At 69.6% G+C, this 18,582-nt stretch carries 12 protein-coding genes and 1 rRNA gene; 5 read left to right on the top strand and 8 right to left on the bottom strand.

From position 1 onward, the window contains the following. Positions 1 to 5 precede the first annotated feature (5 nt). The 4 genes from AB5J53_RS09155 to AB5J53_RS09140 form a co-directional block, all read right to left on the bottom strand. Positions 6 to 746, bottom strand: coding sequence for an MIP/aquaporin family protein (locus AB5J53_RS09155; RefSeq protein WP_369245119.1), 741 nt, complete (start codon positions 744 to 746; stop codon positions 6 to 8). Positions 747 to 1,291: 545 nt separating this feature from the next. Beyond that, entirely contained in the window at positions 1,292 to 2,935 is a 1,644-nt protein-coding gene (locus tag AB5J53_RS09150; protein ID WP_369245118.1) for an EAL domain-containing protein, read from the bottom strand. 386 nt (positions 2,936 to 3,321) lie between these two features. Then, entirely contained in the window at positions 3,322 to 4,512 is a 1,191-nt protein-coding gene (locus AB5J53_RS09145) for a lipid-transfer protein (protein WP_369245117.1), read from the bottom strand. A gap of 28 nt (positions 4,513 to 4,540) precedes the next feature. Continuing rightward, positions 4,541 to 4,987, bottom strand: a complete 447-nt coding sequence (locus AB5J53_RS09140) for a Zn-ribbon domain-containing OB-fold protein (RefSeq protein ID WP_369245116.1) — start codon at positions 4,985 to 4,987, stop codon at positions 4,541 to 4,543. Between the two features lie 227 nt (positions 4,988 to 5,214). Here AB5J53_RS09140 and AB5J53_RS09135 point away from each other — a divergent pair, with 227 nt between their 5' ends. After that, complete coding sequence (locus AB5J53_RS09135; protein WP_369245115.1) at positions 5,215 to 5,751, top strand: NUDIX domain-containing protein; 537 nt, start codon at positions 5,215 to 5,217, stop codon at positions 5,749 to 5,751. A 100-nt stretch (positions 5,752 to 5,851) separates the two neighbouring features. Here AB5J53_RS09135 and AB5J53_RS09130 read toward each other — a convergent pair whose 3' ends face one another. After that, a complete protein-coding gene (locus AB5J53_RS09130) occupies positions 5,852 to 8,218 on the bottom strand; it encodes a TIM-barrel domain-containing protein (protein ID WP_369245114.1) in 2,367 nt (788 codons plus the stop codon). Positions 8,219 to 8,431: 213 nt separating this feature from the next. Here AB5J53_RS09130 and AB5J53_RS09125 point away from each other — a divergent pair, with 213 nt between their 5' ends. Next, positions 8,432 to 10,399, top strand: coding sequence for an acetoacetate--CoA ligase (locus AB5J53_RS09125; RefSeq protein ID WP_369245113.1), 1,968 nt, complete (start codon positions 8,432 to 8,434; stop codon positions 10,397 to 10,399). Here AB5J53_RS09125 and AB5J53_RS09120 read toward each other — a convergent pair whose 3' ends face one another. Beyond that, entirely contained in the window at positions 10,400 to 11,719 is a 1,320-nt protein-coding gene (locus tag AB5J53_RS09120) for an aminotransferase class I/II-fold pyridoxal phosphate-dependent enzyme (RefSeq protein WP_369245112.1), read from the bottom strand. It lies immediately after the preceding gene. A gap of 111 nt (positions 11,720 to 11,830) precedes the next feature. On the opposite strand from AB5J53_RS09120, the gene AB5J53_RS09115 reads away from it, so the two are divergent. Continuing rightward, positions 11,831 to 13,039 (top strand): MFS transporter, encoded by a 1,209-nt coding sequence (locus AB5J53_RS09115; RefSeq protein ID WP_369245111.1) that lies wholly within the window; start codon positions 11,831 to 11,833, stop codon positions 13,037 to 13,039. A gap of 24 nt (positions 13,040 to 13,063) precedes the next feature. Continuing rightward, positions 13,064 to 13,957: a hypothetical protein gene (locus AB5J53_RS09110; RefSeq protein ID WP_369245110.1), complete on the top strand. Its 894-nt coding sequence runs from the start codon at positions 13,064 to 13,066 to the stop codon at positions 13,955 to 13,957. A gap of 68 nt (positions 13,958 to 14,025) precedes the next feature. Here the strand turns inward: AB5J53_RS09110 and ptsP are convergent, their stop codons facing one another. Together ptsP and AB5J53_RS09100 are read right to left on the bottom strand one after the other, a co-directional pair. Next, entirely contained in the window at positions 14,026 to 15,696 is a 1,671-nt protein-coding gene (gene ptsP / locus AB5J53_RS09105) for a phosphoenolpyruvate--protein phosphotransferase (protein WP_369245109.1), read from the bottom strand. Between the two features lie 77 nt (positions 15,697 to 15,773). After that, positions 15,774 to 16,223 (bottom strand): PTS glucose transporter subunit IIA, encoded by a 450-nt coding sequence (locus AB5J53_RS09100; protein ID WP_369245108.1) that lies wholly within the window; start codon positions 16,221 to 16,223, stop codon positions 15,774 to 15,776. A gap of 588 nt (positions 16,224 to 16,811) precedes the next feature. Between AB5J53_RS09100 and AB5J53_RS09095 the strand changes: the two genes are divergently transcribed. Continuing rightward, a 16S ribosomal RNA gene (locus AB5J53_RS09095) occupies positions 16,812 to 18,337 on the top strand. The last annotated feature ends 245 nt before the right edge of the window (positions 18,338 to 18,582 follow it).

The following is an 18,582-nucleotide window of genomic DNA, read 5'->3' as shown; positions in this document are numbered from 1 at the left end:
CTTCGTCAGAAGGCTGCGTTGTAGATCGCGGCCCCGATGGCGGCACCCGCGATCGGGCCGGCCACGGGGATCCAGGAGTAACTCCACTCCGAGGTGCCCTTGTTGGGAATCGGCAGCAGCGCGTGGGTGAGGCGCGGCCCCAGGTCGCGGGCCGGGTTGATGGCGTACCCGGTGGGGCCGCCCAGTGAGAGGCCGATGCCGACGACGAGGAGGGAGATGAGCAGGACGGGCAGGCCCGCGTCGCCGATGCCCGCGACGTGCTTGCTTCCGCCGACCAGCCCGAGGATGGGCAGCATCAGGGCGGCGGTGGCGATGATCTCGGTGATCAGGTTCTGCACGGGGTTGTTGATCTCGGGCCGCGTCGAGAAGATCCCCAGCGTCTCGATGGCCTTGTCCTCTTCGGCGTTGAGGTTGAACTGGCCGAGGTAGAGCAGCCAGCAGAGCGTGGCTCCGATGATGGCTCCGGCGAACTGCCCGAGGATGTAGAAGGGCACGTCCTCCCACTTCGTGGAGCCCTCGATCGCGAAGCCGATGGTCACCGCCGGGTTGATCTGTCCTCCGGACAGCGGTGCCGAGGTGTACGCACCGGCGAGCACACCGAAGCCCCACCCGAAGGCGATGACCACCCAGCCCGCACCTTGGGCCTTGGACTTGTTCAGAGTGACAGCGGCGCACACTCCCGCGCCGAACAGGATCAGAATTGCGGTGCCGATCAACTCGCCGACAATGATGTCTCCGTTGCTCATGGCGGCTCCTATGGCCTCGCCCGGGGCGATCGGCCCCGGGCCACCGTGCAGGGTGCGTTTCCCATGGCTACTTCAGCCGAGGGCAGGGAGGTCCCGCGCCCCGCCCGGCGTCCGTGACGAGCGTGCCGTCGCAGCGGAATCGCCCGTGGGGGACGGCCCGTGGGTACAGGTCGGAAACCCGAGCGGTGCGGTGCCTGTAGACGCCCGAATGCGGCGATGCCGACTGACACCCGGAAGTGTTCACCGGTGCCCAGAGGGCGTCAAGGTCGCGGACGGCAACGGTTCGAAGGCCGCAAAGGGGACGCGGGGGCGGGGTCGGCCGGGGGCCCGCCCCCGCGGCCGGGCACGGGCCTGCGGCCGGGCCCCTCGTCTCCGGGACGGCAACCGCCGAGCCCGATCGGCGTCGACGCGCCGAGGCCCGGCCGTCGACCGGCCTGTGCACCCTCGCTGTCGGCGGGTCGGCGGGTCGGCGGGTCGGCGGGTCGGCGGGTCGGCGGGTCGGCGATCGACAGGTCGGGCGGTAAGCCGGTCAGTGGATGGGGCGTTCAGCCCGCCAGCGTATGCCCGGACGGCTGGGTGGGTGCCGCCCCCGAGCCGCGCCGGATCTCATGGCCCGGCAGACCCGCGCGCCCCAGCACCCAACTCGCCCCGTTCAGGGCCTTCGCGGCCTGCTTGAGAGGCGCCAGGCAGGCGGCCGCCTGCCGGTGATCGGTCACGCTGCCGGGTGCGCACAGCACCGTGGCCAGCGACAGCGTGACGATGCGTCCGCCCGCCGACCAGGGCGTGTCGAGCACCGAGTTGGCCAGCGGGTCCAGGGTGTCCGGGTCCGCGAGGACCAGGAAGTCGTCCCCGCCGATGTGCCCCACCCGCGTCGCTTCGGACGCCGCGTGCTGCAACGCGCGCCCGACCGCCCGGATCAGCTCGTCGCCCGCCGCGAACCCCGCTCCGTCGTTGACCTGCTTGAAGTGGTCGACGTCCAGCCAGCTCAGCGCGAACATCCGGCCGTCCGCGATCCGCCGGTCCACCTCGCCGGTGATCGCGTCCGAACCGGGCAGCCGTGTCAGCGGGTTGAGCCCCGCGGCCTCCTCGACCCGGTTTTCGGCCAGCGCCCGTACGAGATCCGCCAGCCGTACGACACCCACGCACCGCCCGTGCCGGTCGACGACCGCGACGTCGTCGGACGTGCGGTCCCGCTCCCCGTCCGCGACCACGTCGAGAACCTCCCACGCGGTGGCGTCGACACCGACCGTGCGCGGCGGATCGCCGAGCTTGGCGGCCGGCCGGTCGGCGTACAGGGCATGCCCGTAGCGCCCCGACATCGACAGCAGGAACCGCGACCGGTGCACCGACCGGACCGGGATTCCTGAGGAGTCCACGAGCAGCACCCCGGACACGTCGGTCGAGCCGGTGAGCAGCGCCCGCACCTGCCCCGCGGAGGCGGTGGCGGGCAGCAGTGCCGCCGGCCGCACGAACTGCCGTACGGACGGCCCCGACCGGGGCGCCGACGCGACGCCGGGGGAGAGGGCGGGAACGTATACGTCCGCCGCGGGCAGCCGAGCGGGCGGCGCGAACAACTCGCCCTGTGCCAGCTGCGCGCCCGCCGACACCGCGGCCGCGCACTGCAGCTCGGTCTCGACCCCCTCGACGGACAGCAGCGCGCCCAACTGCTCGCACAGGGTCCGCATCGCCCGCACCGCCGCGGGCCGCGTCAGCAGGGAGACGTCGAGCTTCATCAGCTCGGGCGCGAGGTCCGTGAGCAGCCGCAGGGGTACGTCACCGTCGCCCACTCCGTCCGCGCAGATCCGGAAGCCCTCGCCCCGCAGCGCGGCCACGGCCTCCAGCAGGGCGTGCTGCGGCACATGGGTGTACGGCGGCCCGACGTCGACGGTCACCTCCCACGGAAGCCGCCCCGCCTCGCGCACCGCATCGCGCATTGCCGCGAGCCCGCCGAGATCGGCCAGGGTTCCGGCGAACACATTGACGTGCAGCGGCAGCAGCGTCTCCTTGCGGGCCGCTGCCCGGATGGCCAACGCGGCCAGTCGGCCGTCGAGTTCGGGGTCGCGGCGGGCCTGCGCCAGGATGTCACCGGCCTCCGGACGGGCGAGTATCTCCAGCGCCGCAACCCCTCCGGTCGTCAGATTGACGACCGGTTGGAAGGCGAAGCGGACAGTATCCGTCCAGGAGGGCACGGCAGCATGATGGCGCCGCCCGCGCACGCCCGGGCGCGATTCATGAGCTGTTCACGCAGGATTCCGAGGTCGTCACACGGCGTGCGGACGGCCGCCGGGATCAGCCCACGCGGGCCGGTCGTCGAGACCGGGACGGGCACACGCGGCCGGTCGCCGGGACCGGGACGGGTGCACGAGGACAGCCGCCGGGACGAGCGCACGGGACAGTTCTTGGAACGAGCGCACGGGACAGCCGGGACGAGCGCATGGGACAGTTCTTGGAACGAGCGCACGGGACAGCCGGGACGAGCGCACGAGACGGTTGTCGGAACAAGCACACGAGACAGTTGTCGGAACGAGCGCACGAGGACATTCGCCCGGACGACTGCCCGCGAACGCCTGCCGATTCACCGTACGGCGACGACCGACGACCCATGTCCGAACAGCCCCTGGTTCGCGGTGATCCCCACTCGTGCCCCAGCGACCTGCCGGTCACCCGCGCTGCCCCGCAACTGCCATGTCAGCTCGCACACCTGGGCGATGGCCTGCGCCGGAACGGCCTCCCCGAAGGAGGCGAGCCCGCCGCTCACGTTCACCGGTATGCGCCCGCCGAGTGCCGTCGCGCCCTCTCGCAGCAGCTTGGCCGCCTCGCCCTCCCCGCACAGCCCCAGGTCCTCGTACCACTGCAACTCCAGGGCCGTGGAAAGGTCGTACACCTCGGCCAGTGAGAGGTCCTCGGGGCCGATGCCCGCCTCCTCGTACGCCGCGCGCGCGATCGACGCCCGGAAGGTGTCGGCTGCGGGCTCCGCCGCGACCGCGGAGTCCGTGGCGATGTCGGGCAGATCGAGCACCGCGTTGGGATAGCGCGGCGTCACCGTGGACACCGCGCGGATCCGCACGGGATCCGCCGCCCCGTGCCGGCGCGCGAACTCCGTGCTGGACAGCACCACGGCCGCGCCGCCGTCCGAGGTCGCGCAGATGTCGAGCAGCCGCAGCGGATCGGCGACGACGGCGGACCCGGCAACCTCCTCGGCGGTGACCTTTTTGCGGTAGCGCGCGTGCGGATTCAGTGCCCCCAGGGCGGCGTTCTTCACCTTGACCTGCGCGAAGTCCTCCAGCGTGTCCCCGTGGAGTGCCATCCGCCGCCGTGCGTACAGCCCGAAGTACGTCGGATTCGTCGCCCCGAGGACGCGGAACCGCAGCCAGTCCGGATCGTCCTGTCTGTCTCCGCCCGCCGGGCGGAAGAACCCCTTGGGCGCCGCGTCGGCGCCCACCACGAGCACGACGTCCGCGAGGCCTGAAAGGATCTGCGCCCGAGCTGTGTCGAGAGCCTGCGCTCCCGACGCGCACGCCGCGTACACGCTCGTGACCCGCGCCCCCTGCCAGCCCAGCGCTCTGGCGAAGGTCGCCCCGGCCACGTACCCCGGATAGCCGCCACGCACGGTGTCCGCGCCCACGATCGAGCCGACGTCCCGCCAGTCGACTCCCGCGTCGGCCAGCGCCGCGCGCGCCGCCGCGACCCCGTACTCGACGAACCCGCGCCCCCACTTGCCCCACGGGTGCATGCCCGCCCCGAGCACCGCCACGTCGTCGGTCATGCCGTCACCCCCGTACGCCACATGCCCTTCATGCCGTCTCCCCCGTCGGCCGCCAGTGCCACGTCGTCCAGGTCGTCTCCGCGTCCTCGTTCAGGACGCCGGGGACGACCTCCACCTCCATGCCCACCGCCAGGTCGGCGACGGTGATCCCGGGAACCGCCTGGCCGAGTATCACGATGCGCTCGGATTCCAGCTCCACAGCGATCAACGCGTAGGGCTCCCAGGAGAGTTCCGGATCGGTCACATAGGGTGACGGTGGTCGGTACTGGCTGTCCGTGTACGACCAGACGCGGCCGCGCCGGGACAGCGGCACCTCGGCCAGCTCGCCGCCAGGGCAGCCCGGATTGCGGCAGAAGGCGTCCTCGCGGGGAAAGAACACCGAGGAGCACGCCGAGCAGCGCGTACCGAGGAGACGGAAGTCCTCCCCTTCCCCGGCGAACCACCCGGCGACTACAGGAGTGCGTGTACGCGACAAGACCCCTCCATGGCACTGGATACGACTGAATCTGACGGAACGTCAGAAGTGTGCCACGGGCAACGGGAATTGGGCAGGGCGTTGTGACGAACCACAGGGACCGCTCGGGCGTCGGAGTACCGGGGGGACGGCCGGGGCCCACGGGGGTGGTTCCGGCCGTCCCGCCGTACCCAGCAGGGCGCGCTCTGGTAAAGACGTCCGTCCAGTGATCGGATACAGTCCGCGGCGTGTCCGCAACCCCGCACCCGCCCGCCGACTTCGCACCGGACTCGCACTGTTCGAGCTGTGGCGCACCCTACGGAGAGGCCGTCTCCGGCTGGCCCCGCACCTGCGCCGCCTGTGGCACCGTGGCCTACCGCAATCCGCTGCCGGTCGCGGTGGCCCTGCAGCCCGTGTACGACGCCAGGGGAACCTCGCTGGTCGTCATCACCCGGACCATCGCCCCCGCGCGCGGAGGCATCGCCCTGCCTGGAGGGTTCATCGACCACCGGGAGGACTGGCGGCACGCCATCGTGCGCGAGCTCAAGGAGGAGACGGGCATCGACGCGGCGAGCCGGGAAGTACGGCTCGCCGACGCGATGAGCTCTCCCGCCGGTCATCTGCTCCTCTTCGGACTCCTCCCGGAGCGCCCTGTCGCCGAACTGCCGCCATCCGCAGCCACGGACGAGACGGAGGGCTGGCACCTGCTGCGCAGGCCGGCCGAACTCGCCTTCCCGCTGCACACCTTGGCGGTGCGGGCCTGGTTCGAGGGGCGGTACCTCTGAGGGACCCGGGCACCTGAAGCACGCTCGGGACCTCGTGCCGATGAAGCACCGCCGCGTATCCGTACGTCTCAGCGCCCACTCGGGATGCCCGGTGAGCCGGTCAATGTGCCTCGAGCCCCCGCACCCGCACGGGCCACGGCGGCTCGCTCAGGCCGCCCTCGCCCTCCCGCCGTACGACCACGTGCCGACCCTCCCAGCGCGTCACATAGCGCTCGATCTCCGGCTCCTCCCACCCGTCGCCCGCGTCCGGCACGACGAGCCCGCCCCCGCTGCGTCCGCGCGCGGGAGCCCATGCCTCCAGCTCAAGACCGCCGTCGGCCCCCCGTACGGGCACGACGGCGCCCGCGCGGGCCAGCACCGGAATCCGCGACAAGGGGGCATCGATCAGCACCTGGGCCGGCCCCTCGTACGCCTCCTCCGTGACCGTGTCGTACCAGCGCCCCCGAGGCAGCTGCACCGCCCGCCGGTCCGCCCCGTGGTCCAGTACGGGGGCCACCAGGAGGCAGTCGCCGAGCAGGAAGGCGTCCTCGCAGTCGCGCAGCGCCCGGTCCTCGGGCGCGCCCCACCACACCGGTCGCACGTACGGCGCGCCGGTTCGGCGCGCCAGATGCGCCATTGTCATGAAGTACGGGAGCAGCCGCCGCCGTTCGACGAGCGCCACGCGCGCGTGCTCCAGGACGTCGTCACCGAACTCCCAGGGCTCCCTGCGCCCCGCCCGCATGCTCGCGTGTGTACGGAACAGAGGGAGGTACGCGCCGAGCTGGAACCACCGCAGATACAGCTCCGGTGACGGGCTCCCGTCGAAGCCGCCCACATCGGGTCCCGAGTAGGGCACCCCGCACAGCCCGAGCCCCATCACCAGAGACAGCGAGGCCCGCAACCCGGGCCAGCCCGTGGCCACATCCCCGGACCAGGTCCCTCCGTAGCGCTGCATTCCGGCCCACCCGGAGCGTGAGAAGAGGAACGGCCGCTCCTGGGGCGCCAGTTCTCGCAGACCCTCGTACGCTGCCCGGGCCATGCCGAGCGCGTACACGTTGTGCGCCTCGCGATGGTCTCCGCCGTGTCCGTCCAGGGAGTGCCGGGCCGAGCGCGGCAGCGTCGACTCCCCGAACGCCGTGAAGGACGTCGGCTCGTTCATGTCGTGCCAGAACCCGGCGAACCCCTGCGCGAGCCGCTCCTCGTACAGCCGGCCCCACCAGCGCCGCACGCGCGCGTGCGTGAAGTCCGGGTAGACCGACTCTCCAGGCCATACGACACCCCGCACGAGCCGCCCCGAGGCATCCCGTACGAAGGCGTCCTCGGTGAGGCCACTGTCGTACACGGCGTTGCCCGGCTCGGCCTTGACCGCCGGGTCGACGATCGAAACCAGGCGGATGCCCTCGCGGCGCAGCTCCTCGGCGAGCACGGGCAGCTTCGGGAAGTGCTCCCGATCGACCGTGAACACCTGGTGCGCGTCGTAATGATCGATGTCCAGGTGGACCGCGTCGAGCGGAAGACCGCGCTCCCGGTAACCCGCGACGATCCGCCGCACCTCCTGCTCGCTGCCGAAGCCCCACCGCGCGTGCTGGTGCCCCAGCGCCCACGCGGGCGGCAGCGCGGGCGCTCCGGTGAGCGAGACCCAGGCGTGCAGCACGCGCGCGGGGGTGCCCACCATCACCCAGCAGCGCAGCGGGCCGCCGTCCATCCGCAGCTCGCACGTCCCGGCCCGGTCGTGCCCCGAGCCGGCCCCCTCCTCGCCTTCGCGCAGCGTCACCGCGCCGTCCCACGACGTGTCGTGGAACACGAGGTGCGTGGCAGCATCGGCGACCACCATCTGCACGGGCATGGTGATGTACAGCGGATCGTCGCCGGGCCCGAAGGCCTGACCGGGGTCCGTGTTCCACAGCCGGTACGTCCCGTCGTGCAGCCGGGGGCCCGCCGCGCGTCCGCCCAGGCCGAAGAACCGCGCGTCGGCGGCAACTTCGGAGCGCTGCATCCAGCGGGCTCCGCCGCCGTCGACCGGCTCCCACCAGCGGGGCGGCAGATCGCGGCGCAGGATCACGCCACCGGGGGTACGCACCTCGACCGCCCCGTGCCGTGAGACGACGACGGTCGCCCGTTCGGCCACGACCCGCCAGCCGCCGTCCTTGTCCGGCTCCAGGACGGCGCGCGGGTCCGGCTCAGGGCAGCGCCCCGCGAGCGCGTACGACGGCTCCGGGCCGACCCCGTCCCAGCCCCAGAACACCGCTCCGCTCACCGCGACCATGATCCGCAGCTCGGACCGCGTGAACCGGACGACGCCGCCGCCCGGCCCCGGTTCCACACCGCGCACCGGCCCGGGCACCCGCGCGCGTTCGGCGCCCCGTCGCGGCAACCCGGTGGCGTCGGCACGCCTCCTGCGCCACGCGGCCCGCATGATGCGCAACTTTTGAGTGGCACCCCCCGAACCGACCGACTTCACCGAACGCACCAGGTCACGACCGTCCATGCTGCTCACCCTGCCATTGCCGGCGCCAAATGGGTGAGTCGTTCAACTCCCGTTCACCCGTGGCGACGCCACATCTTCACTCTGCCGACTATGTGTGGCGCACCCTGGTGCAGAAGTCGATCACATGGCATCGTCCGTGTCAGCCGCGTGACGCGCACACCCCAGCTCGTGCGCGACAGACGCACACGACGCGCACAGTCCGGGAGCCGCCCCATGTCCATCGCGAACCCCTCGCCGCTCTGGCAGCCCACCGAGGAACGCATCGCCCAGGCGCAGGTCACGAAGTTCCAGGCCTGGGCGGCCGAGCACCACGGAGCCCCGTCCGACGGCGACTACGCGGCGCTGCACCGCTGGTCGGTGGACGAGCTGGACACGTTCTGGCAAGCCGTGACCGAGTGGTTCGACGTACGGTTTTCGACGCCCTACGCGCGCGTGCTCGGCGATCGCTCCATGCCCGGCGCGGAATGGTTCCCCGGGGCGACCCTCAATTACGCGGAGCACGCGCTGCGCGCGGCGGAGACCCGTGCGGACGAGCCGGCCCTCCTGTATGTCGACGAGACCCATGAGCCGACCCCGGTGACCTGGTCCGAGCTGCGCCGCCAGGTCGGCTCCCTGGCCGCCGAGCTGCGCGCTCTCGGCGTACGCCCGGGAGACCGCGTCAGCGGCTATCTCCCGAACATTCCGCAGGCCGTGGTCGCCCTGCTCGCGACAGCCGCCGTGGGAGGCGTCTGGACGTCCTGTGCCCCCGACTTCGGCGCCCGCAGTGTCCTCGACCGTTTCCAGCAGGTCGAACCCGTCGTGCTCTTCACGGTCGACGGCTACCGCTACGGCGGCAAGGAGCACGACCGCCGCGACACCGTCGCCGAACTGCGCCGGGAACTGCCCACCCTGCGTGCCGTAGTCCACATCCCGCTGCTCGGCACCGAGGCACCCGAGGGCGCTCTGGAATGGTCCGCCCTGACCTCTGCCGACGTGGAGCCAGTCTTCGAGCCGGTGCCCTTCGACCACCCCTTGTGGGTGCTCTACTCCTCCGGCACGACCGGCCTCCCCAAGGCCATCGTCCAGTCCCAGGGCGGCATCCTCGTCGAGCACCTCAAGCAGCTCGGCCTGCACTGCGACCTGGGCCCCGACGACCGCTTCTTCTGGTTCACCTCCACGGGCTGGATGATGTGGAACTTCCTCGTCTCCGGCCTGCTCACGGGCACCACGATCGTCCTGTACGACGGCAGCCCCGGCTACCCGGACACGGGCGCCCAGTGGCGCATCGCCGAACGCACGGGGGCGACCCTCTTCGGCACTTCCGCGGCGTACGTCATGGCATGCCACAAGGCGGGCGTCCACCCCTCCCGGGACTTCGACCTCGCGCGCGTGCGGTGCGTCGCCACCACCGGCTCGCCCCTGCCGCCCGACGGCTTCCGCTGGCTGCACGACGAGGTCCGCGAGGATCTGTGGATCGCCTCCGTCAGCGGCGGCACCGACGTGTGCTCCTGCTTCGCGGGAGCCGTACCGACCCTCCCGGTGTACATCGGCGAACTCCAAGCTCCAGGTCTCGGCACCGACCTCCAGTCCTGGGACCCCAGTGGAAAGCCCCTCACCGACGAAGTCGGTGAACTGGTGGTCACCAACCCGATGCCGTCCATGCCCATCCGCTTCTGGAACGACCCCGACGGGAGCCGCTACCACGACAGCTACTTCGACACGTATCCCGGAGTGTGGCGCCACGGCGACTGGATCACCGTCACTTCACGCGGCTCCGTCATCATCCACGGCCGCTCCGACTCCACGCTCAACCGCCAGGGCGTACGCATGGGATCGGCCGACATCTACGAAGCCGTCGAACGCCTCCCCGAGATCAAGGAGTCGCTCGTCATCGGCATCGAACAGCCCGACGGCGGCTACTGGATGCCCCTCTTCGTGCACCTCGCCCCAGGAGCCGTGCTCGATGAGGCCCTCCTGAACCGCATCAAGCAGACCATCCGCGAACAGCTCTCTCCGCGCCACGTCCCCGACGAGGTCATCGAGGTACCCGGCGTGCCCCACACCCTCACGGGCAAGCGCATCGAGGTCCCGGTCAAACGCCTCCTCCAGGGCGCCTCCTTGGAGAAGGCGGTCAACGTCGGCTCCGTGGACAACGTCGAACTACTGCGCTTCTACGAAGAGCTGGCCCGCAAGCGCGCCTGATCATCCCCCGTAGGTGGCCTCGGACTCGCCGAGCACGGCAGCGAAGTCCGAGGCCACCCGCACCGCGTCGGCGGGTTCGAGATCCGCGACCGAAATCCGTACACCGGGTCCGGAAGCGAGCCGGAAGCGCGCACCCGCCGCGACCCACCACCCGTACGACCGCAGCCCGTTCACGACGGCCGACTCGTCCCGCACGGGCACCCAGAGATTCATCCCACTCTCACCGTGCGCCTCGATCCCGCGCTCCGCGAGCTCCCGGACGAGGGCGCCGCGCCGCAGCCCGTACGTCTTCTGGGCGCGCGCGACCAACGCGCGCGTGCCGTCGTCCGTCATGAGCCCGTACACCGTCTCCTGCAACAGGTGACTGACCCAGCCCGACGTCAACAGCAGTCGACCGTCGTGCCGAGCCAGCGTCGTCGGATCACAGGCCGCCGCGGCCCACCGCAGATCGGTCCCCAGGAACTTGCTCACGGTCCGCACGTGCACCCAGCGCCGCAGACCACCCGCGGTCAACGTGCGCAAAGGCGCATCCGCGACGGCGGACGCGTGGTCGTTCTCCACGACCAGCACATCGGGCTCCTCCTGAAGCACCTCGACAAGCGCGTCCCGGCGCTCCGCCGAGAAACATCCGCCGTACGGATTCTGCGCCCGCGGACTGCACACCACCGCGCGTACACCCGTCCGCAGGGCACCGCGCAACGCCTCGGGGAGGATCCCCTCGTCGTCCACCGCGACCGGAACGGTACGCAAACCCAATGCCGTGACCAGATCAAGCAGATGGTGATATCCGGGGTCCTCCATGGCAACGGCGTCGCCCGGCCGCAACTCCACCGACAGCAGCCGCCCGATCAGATCCAGCGCACCGTGCGCGAACGTCACGTGGTCCGTCGGCACCCCGTCGGGCCCAAGCCAGTCCCGGACCGCGTCCTCCAGTCGCGCCAGCCGCGGTGTACTGCGGTGCGACCGCGCACCGGGGGAGAGCCGCGACGGTGGCACCAGATGGGGCAGCAGTTCGGGGTCCGGATGCCCGCCCGCCAAGTCGCGCAGTCCGGCCGGCACTTTCGGCGGCCGCCGCGACGCGACCGAGGGCGCGGCGGCGACCACGGTCCCGCCGCGCCCCCGGGTCACCACGATCCCGCGCCGCCGCAGGTCCTTGTAGGCCGTCGCGACCGTCCCCGGACTCACACCGAGCTCGTCGGCAAGTCTGCGCACCGGAGGCAGCGCCGTCCCCGGCTCCAACGCGCCTTCGGACACGCCTCGTTCGACGGACGAGGCAATTCCCTTGGCCGTCGTGCCACTGATCCCATATTGTGTTGCCACGTTACCAAATATGTATCAATACATAATGCGAGGCAAGGGGGAGCAGTGAGTCGGATGCGCCGCGCAGCCGCATGGTCGACACGCATTCCAGGAGGCCGGGACGGCCGCAGAATGCTCTGGATCGCCCTCGTCGACCGGATCGGCAGCGGCCTGTGGGCATCCGTCTCCGTCCTGTACTTCACTTACGTCACCGGTCTCTCCGTCGCCGAGGTCGGCACCCTCGTCGCCGTGTCCGGAGCCGTAGGCATCGCCGGCGCACCGCTCGGCGGCCGAATCGCCGACCGTCTGCCGCTCACCCACGTCCTGATCGCCCTCCAACTCCTGCGGGCCCTGGCCTCCTTCGCACTGCTGACTTCCGACAACTACGCCCTGCTGCTGGCCTTCTCCGCCGCAGGCAGTCTCGGAGACCGCGCCGCCAACGTCCTCACCAAGCTGTACGCCACCCGCATCGCGGGACCGGACCGCGTCCGCTATCAGGCCGTCAACCGCACTGTCGCCAACGCCGGCTGGGCCCTGGGCGGTCTCGCCGCCGCCGGGGCGCTCGCCATCGGCACCACCGCGGCCTACCGGTGGCTTCTGGTGGGCGACGCCCTTTCCTTCGTGGCCGTCGCCCTCGTCACCACGCGCTGCGGCGAACCGCCTTCGGCCACCCGCACGATCGCCACATCGAAGGACCCTGCCCCCGCTACACGCCCGGCCGGCCCGTGGCGTGACCGCACCTACCTCGCGTACGTCGCCACCGAGACCGTCCTCTTCCTCGACGACGCCCTGTTCAAGGTCGGACTGCCGCTGTGGATCGCCCATTCCGACCACGCACCACACGGCCTCGCCCCGCTGCTCATGGTCCTCAACAACGTGATGGTGGTGGCTCTCCAGGTCCCCCTCGCCCGGTTCGGCGCCACCACAGCCGCGGCGCGCGCCCTGCTGCTCCCGCTCTCCGCCGTCTTCGCCCTGGGCGGCGTCGCCATGGCGCTCTCCGCCACGGGCGGGGCCGTCGCCGCGACCCTGCTCCTCACCGCCGCGGCAGCCGCCTTCACCGTCGCCGAGATGCTCCACGCCACCGTCTCCTGGGAACTCTCCGTCGCCCTCGCCCCCGAGACGGCCCAGGGCGCCTACCTGGGCGTTCACGGACTCGCGCAGTCCGCCCAGCGCAGCGTCGGGCCACTGGCTGTCACCGCGGCCATCGCCACCGGCCCCCTCGGCTGGACGGCATTCGGCGCGATCATTGCCGTGACCTGCCTGTTTCAGCACCGCCTGGTGCGCGACCACCTCGCTCGCCCAGCATTGTCAGTGCCGCCGGTTACTGTGAGTGAGTATTGATCGACTGTGCACAAAGGGGGAAACATGGCGCACACCCAGCACCAGACCATGCGACGCGTTCTGCGCCGCGAAATCGCTGGCACCATCGGCCTGTTGACCGACGAACAAGACTTCACGGCGATGCGGCGCTATCGCACCTTCGCCTTCGACGACCACACCACCTACCTCCAGCAGGTGGAAGCCCTGCTCAGGACCCTCGCCGCCCAGGGCAGCCACACCACGGTGGCACTCTTCGACCCCGAGGAGTACGCGGAGTTCTGCGCCGGAAGCGGCCTGGAACCCGACGCCCCGGCCAGCCGCACACGCTTCACCGCCGAGCTGGCCGCTATGGGCCCCACCGTTCCGTATGACGGACAGCCCCTCGACGAACTCGTCCCGGACCTGGTCGACGAGGCAGTCCGCAAGGCCACCTGGGAGTACGCGACCACACTCCTGGCACGCATCGGCAACTGCGCGTCCTGCGGTGAGGACATCGGTCGAGCGTCGTTCGCCCGCGCCTCCCACCTGCTCGCCCGCGTCATCGACACAGCGGGCCGCGGCGACCTGCACCTCGTCTGCAGCGTCTCGACAGCCCCCGAGACGCTCGTCGCCGTACTCCGTGCCGATGGCGCCCCAGAGGGCGGTACCCGCCTCGACGAGACAGAAGCCCTCGAATTCACCACCGTGCTGGCCCTCGGCATCGCGACACGGAGTGCCGGAGGCCTGGTCATGCGCACCACCGCGCCCGACACCACCGACTGTGTCTACGGATGGCGCCTGCGCGGCGAAGACCTGGAACCCCTGACCGCCGCGGAAGTCTTCGACGCCTACTGCACCGACGCCGATTCCGGTGACCTCGTCTCCCCGGAATCGGGTGTCGACTACTGCGTGCCACCTGACCTCGGAGACGAAGGACAAGGGACGGGCCACACGCACTGAACGCGAAGGGGCGCCCCACCCGTGGGTGGAGCGCCCCTGGACCCCGGTCGAGCGGAGACGCGGCCCGGTTACTCGCCGGACAGCACCGCCTGCGCCGCGGCACGTGCCTCTTCGGCCGTGTCCGCGGCACGTGCGGCCGCGGCCGCACGCTCGCACTGGGCCAGCGTGTACTTGGCAAGCGTCGCCCGAACATAAGGAATGGACGCGGCACCCATGGAAAGGGAGGTGATGCCCAGACCGGTCAGCACACACGCGAGCAGGGGGTCCGACGCGGCCTCACCGCAGACACCACAGCTCTTGCCCTCGGCCTTCGCCGCCTCGGCGGACAGCGCAACCAGGTCGAGCAGCGCGGGCTGCCACGGGTCCTGCAGACGGGACACCGCACCCACCTGTCGGTCGGCGGCGAAGGTGTACTGCGCGAGGTCGTTGGTCCCCAGGGACAGGAACTCGACCTCCTGCAGGATCGACCGCGCACGCAGCGCGGCCGACGGGATCTCCACCATCGCGCCGAACTTCGCCTGCAGCCCGGCCGCACGGCAAGCGTCCGCGAACGCCTTGGCGTCGGTGCGGTCCGCGACCATCGGCGCCATCACTTCGAGGTAGACCGGCAGCCCCTCCGAAGCCTTCGCGAGGGCGGTCAGCTGCGTACGCAGCACATCGGGGTGGTCGAGCAGCGACCGAAGCCCCCGCACACCCAGCGCCGGGTTCGGCTCGTCGGCCGGAGTCAGGAAGTCGAGCGGCTTGTCGGCGCCCGCGTCGAGCACACGCACCACGACACGGCCCTCGGGGAAGGCCTCGAGCACCTGACGGTACGCCTCGACCTGCTTCTCCTCGGACGGCGCGTTCTTGCTGTCGTCCAAGAAGAGGAACTCGGTACGGAACAGACCGACACCCTCGGCACCGGCCTCGACAGCGGCCGGCACGTCCGCCGGACCGCCGACGTTCGCCAGCAGCGGCACCTTGTGACCGTCGGAGGTGGCACCCGGACCCGTCGACGCGGACAACGCCGCCTTGCGCTCCGCCGCCGCGGCCTCCAGCTGCGCCTTCTTCTCAGCGCTCGGCTCCACGAAGATCTCACCGGTGCTGCCGTCCACGGCGATCAACGTGCCCTCGGCGAGCTCACCGGCACCGGGGAGGGCGACCACGGCGGGTACGCCAAGCGCACGCGCCAGAATCGCGCTGTGGCTGGTCGGCCCGCCCTCCTCCGTCACGAAACCGAGCACCAGAGTGGGGTCGAGCAGCGCCGTGTCGGCAGGCGCCAGGTCACGAGCAATAAGGACGTACGGCTCGTCGCTGTCCGGGACACCCGGCATGGGCACCCCGAGCAGCCGGGCGACGATACGGTTCCGCACGTCGTCGAGGTCGGCCACGCGGCCGGCAAGGTACTCACCGGCGCCGGCCAGCAGCGCGCGGTACGCGGCGAAGGCGTCGTAGACCGCGCGCTCCGCTGTGCTGCCGACCGCGATCCGCCGTTCCACATCCGCCATGAGCTCGGGGTCCAGGGCCATCATGGCCTGTGCCTCGAGCACCGCCTGGGCTTCGCCCCCCGCCAGATTGCCGCGCGCAATCAGGTCGGCTGCCACAGCCTCCACGGCCTGGCGGGCACGCCCCTGTTCGCGCTCCGCGTCCTCCGCAGGGATCTGCTTGGCAGGCGGTTCAAGAACCGCCGTTCCCATGTGCCGAACCTCGCCGATCGCCACACCGTGGCTCACGCCGACGCCTCGCAGCGTTGTCTCCATCTCACCCGTCTCCGATAGTGCGGCGGGTCCCGCCGCCGCGGTGGTTGTCCAAGCCGCCGTCTTTGACGGCCTGGAGGTCAGCGCCAGGTGAAGAGGATGTCGCCGGCCTTCGTGTCTCCGTCCTCCTGGAGGTCGGAGAGGGAGTCGGCGGTGGCCTCAAGCGCCACGATCGGGCACACCGGGGACTTTCCGGCCTTCTCGACGACGGCCGGGTTCCAACGCACGACGCTCTGACCCCGCGTGACGGTGTCACCCTTGTTGACGAGCAGCTCGAAGCCCTCACCGTTGAGCTGTACGGTGTCGATACCCAGGTGGGTGAGCACACCGTGACCCTCGCCGTCGACGACGACAAAAGCGTGCGGGTGAAGCGACACAATCACGCCGTCCACGGGGGCGACAGCCTCCGAAGGCTCGCGCACGGGGTCGATCGCTGTGCCGGGGCCCACCATCGCCCCGGAGAACACGGGATCAGGTACCGCGGTGAGTCCGATGGCGCGTCCTGCAATAGGGGACGTCACGGTGGTCATGGGAAGCCTCCCAGGGGTGGAGATTTATATGGGCCGTCACTGCCTGTCCCGGACGGCGCACTGTGGAGCAGGGTATGTCATATGAACTACCGGTTCCGCATGAGACGTCCCGGTTGGCGGCCGTAGAGCACAGCGCAAACGATTTGCGCCTGCTCCCGGGCCCCATGTAGAGTCGTACACCTGCTTGAGGCCGAGCGACGCAACCAAGCGTCCTTGCCTGGCAGCACCCAACTTGTCAGATCCTATCTCGGGGTCTCGTTCTGCATGTCCGCAGGACGGTGGTCAGAGAGACAGAGAAACACTGATAGAGTTTGGAACACCGAAGGGAAGCGCCCGGAGGAAAGCCTGAGAGAGTTTCTCGGGTGAGTACAAAGGAAGCGTCCGTTCCTTGAGAACTCAACAGCGTGCCAAAAATCAACGCCAGATATGTTGATACCCCGTCTCCGGCTGATCGGCCGGGACGAGGTTCCTTTGAAAAAGTCCTGCCGGGCGATGCCTGGCAGGCGCACAGCGAGGACGCTGTGAACTGTTTCGATTATTCCTCGGACGGTTCCGCTCTCGTGGTGTCGTCCCGATTACGGGAAAACATTCACGGAGAGTTTGATCCTGGCTCAGGACGAACGCTGGCGGCGTGCTTAACACATGCAAGTCGAACGATGAAGCCCTTCGGGGTGGATTAGTGGCGAACGGGTGAGTAACACGTGGGCAATCTGCCCTTCACTCTGGGACAAGCCCTGGAAACGGGGTCTAATACCGGATGACACTGCGGACCGCATGGTCTGCGGTTGAAAGCTCCGGCGGTGAAGGATGAGCCCGCGGCCTATCAGCTTGTTGGTGAGGTAGTGGCTCACCAAGGCGACGACGGGTAGCCGGCCTGAGAGGGCGACCGGCCACACTGGGACTGAGACACGGCCCAGACTCCTACGGGAGGCAGCAGTGGGGAATATTGCACAATGGGCGAAAGCCTGATGCAGCGACGCCGCGTGAGGGATGACGGCCTTCGGGTTGTAAACCTCTTTCAGCAGGGAAGAAGCGAAAGTGACGGTACCTGCAGAAGAAGCGCCGGCTAACTACGTGCCAGCAGCCGCGGTAATACGTAGGGCGCAAGCGTTGTCCGGAATTATTGGGCGTAAAGAGCTCGTAGGCGGCTTGTCGCGTCGGTTGTGAAAGCCCGGGGCTTAACCCCGGGTCTGCAGTCGATACGGGCAGGCTAGAGTGTGGTAGGGGAGATCGGAATTCCTGGTGTAGCGGTGAAATGCGCAGATATCAGGAGGAACACCGGTGGCGAAGGCGGATCTCTGGGCCATTACTGACGCTGAGGAGCGAAAGCGTGGGGAGCGAACAGGATTAGATACCCTGGTAGTCCACGCCGTAAACGGTGGGCACTAGGTGTTGGCGACATTCCACGTCGTCGGTGCCGCAGCTAACGCATTAAGTGCCCCGCCTGGGGAGTACGGCCGCAAGGCTAAAACTCAAAGGAATTGACGGGGGCCCGCACAAGCAGCGGAGCATGTGGCTTAATTCGACGCAACGCGAAGAACCTTACCAAGGCTTGACATCACCCGGAAAGCATCAGAGATGGTGCCCCCCTTGTGGTCGGGTGACAGGTGGTGCATGGCTGTCGTCAGCTCGTGTCGTGAGATGTTGGGTTAAGTCCCGCAACGAGCGCAACCCTTGTTCTGTGTTGCCAGCATGCCCTTCGGGGTGATGGGGACTCACAGGAGACTGCCGGGGTCAACTCGGAGGAAGGTGGGGACGACGTCAAGTCATCATGCCCCTTATGTCTTGGGCTGCACACGTGCTACAATGGCAGGTACAAAGAGCTGCGAAGCCGCGAGGCGGAGCGAATCTCAAAAAGCCTGTCTCAGTTCGGATTGGGGTCTGCAACTCGACCCCATGAAGTCGGAGTTGCTAGTAATCGCAGATCAGCATTGCTGCGGTGAATACGTTCCCGGGCCTTGTACACACCGCCCGTCACGTCACGAAAGTCGGTAACACCCGAAGCCGGTGGCCCAACCCCTTGTGGGAGGGAGCTGTCGAAGGTGGGACTGGCGATTGGGACGAAGTCGTAACAAGGTAGCCGTACCGGAAGGTGCGGCTGGATCACCTCCTTTCTAAGGAGCATCTAGGCCGCCGAGCTTGCTCGGTGGTCCAGGGCCATTACGTCGGCACACGTTCGACGGTGGTTGCTCATGGGTGGAACGTTGATTATTCGGCACTCTCAGTCATCTCGGGCTGCAAGTACTGTCCTTCGGGGCGTGGAACGCTGATCACGAGTGGCGAGGGTGCCGGGCACGCTGTTGGGTGTCTGAGGGTACGGCCGAATGCGGCTGCCTTCAGTGCCGGCCCCAGTGAACTC

The organism is Streptomyces sp. R41 (assembly GCF_041053055.1).
In the GTDB taxonomy this organism is placed as follows: domain Bacteria; phylum Actinomycetota; class Actinomycetes; order Streptomycetales; family Streptomycetaceae; genus Streptomyces.
Note: the sequence above shows the minus strand (reverse complement) of the source record. Positions and strands in the feature narration are given on the sequence as shown.

Bases quoted from the DNA above. Each gene is read 5' to 3' on its own strand.
- AB5J53_RS09155 (WP_369245119.1), bottom strand. From the start codon at position 746: ATGAGCAACGGAGACATCATTGTCGGCGAGTTGATCGGCACCGCAATT.
- AB5J53_RS09145 (WP_369245117.1), bottom strand. From the start codon at position 4,512: ATGACCGACGACGTGGCGGTGCTCGGGGCGGGCATGCACCCGTGGGGC.
- AB5J53_RS09130 (WP_369245114.1), bottom strand. From the start codon at position 8,218: ATGGACGGTCGTGACCTGGTGCGTTCGGTGAAGTCGGTCGGTTCGGGG.
- AB5J53_RS09125 (WP_369245113.1), top strand. From the start codon at position 8,432: ATGTCCATCGCGAACCCCTCGCCGCTCTGGCAGCCCACCGAGGAACGC.
- AB5J53_RS09115 (WP_369245111.1), top strand. From the start codon at position 11,831: ATGCTCTGGATCGCCCTCGTCGACCGGATCGGCAGCGGCCTGTGGGCA.
- AB5J53_RS09110 (WP_369245110.1), top strand. From the start codon at position 13,064: ATGGCGCACACCCAGCACCAGACCATGCGACGCGTTCTGCGCCGCGAA.
- ptsP (WP_369245109.1), bottom strand. From the start codon at position 15,696: ATGGAGACAACGCTGCGAGGCGTCGGCGTGAGCCACGGTGTGGCGATC.
- AB5J53_RS09100 (WP_369245108.1), bottom strand. From the start codon at position 16,223: ATGACCACCGTGACGTCCCCTATTGCAGGACGCGCCATCGGACTCACC.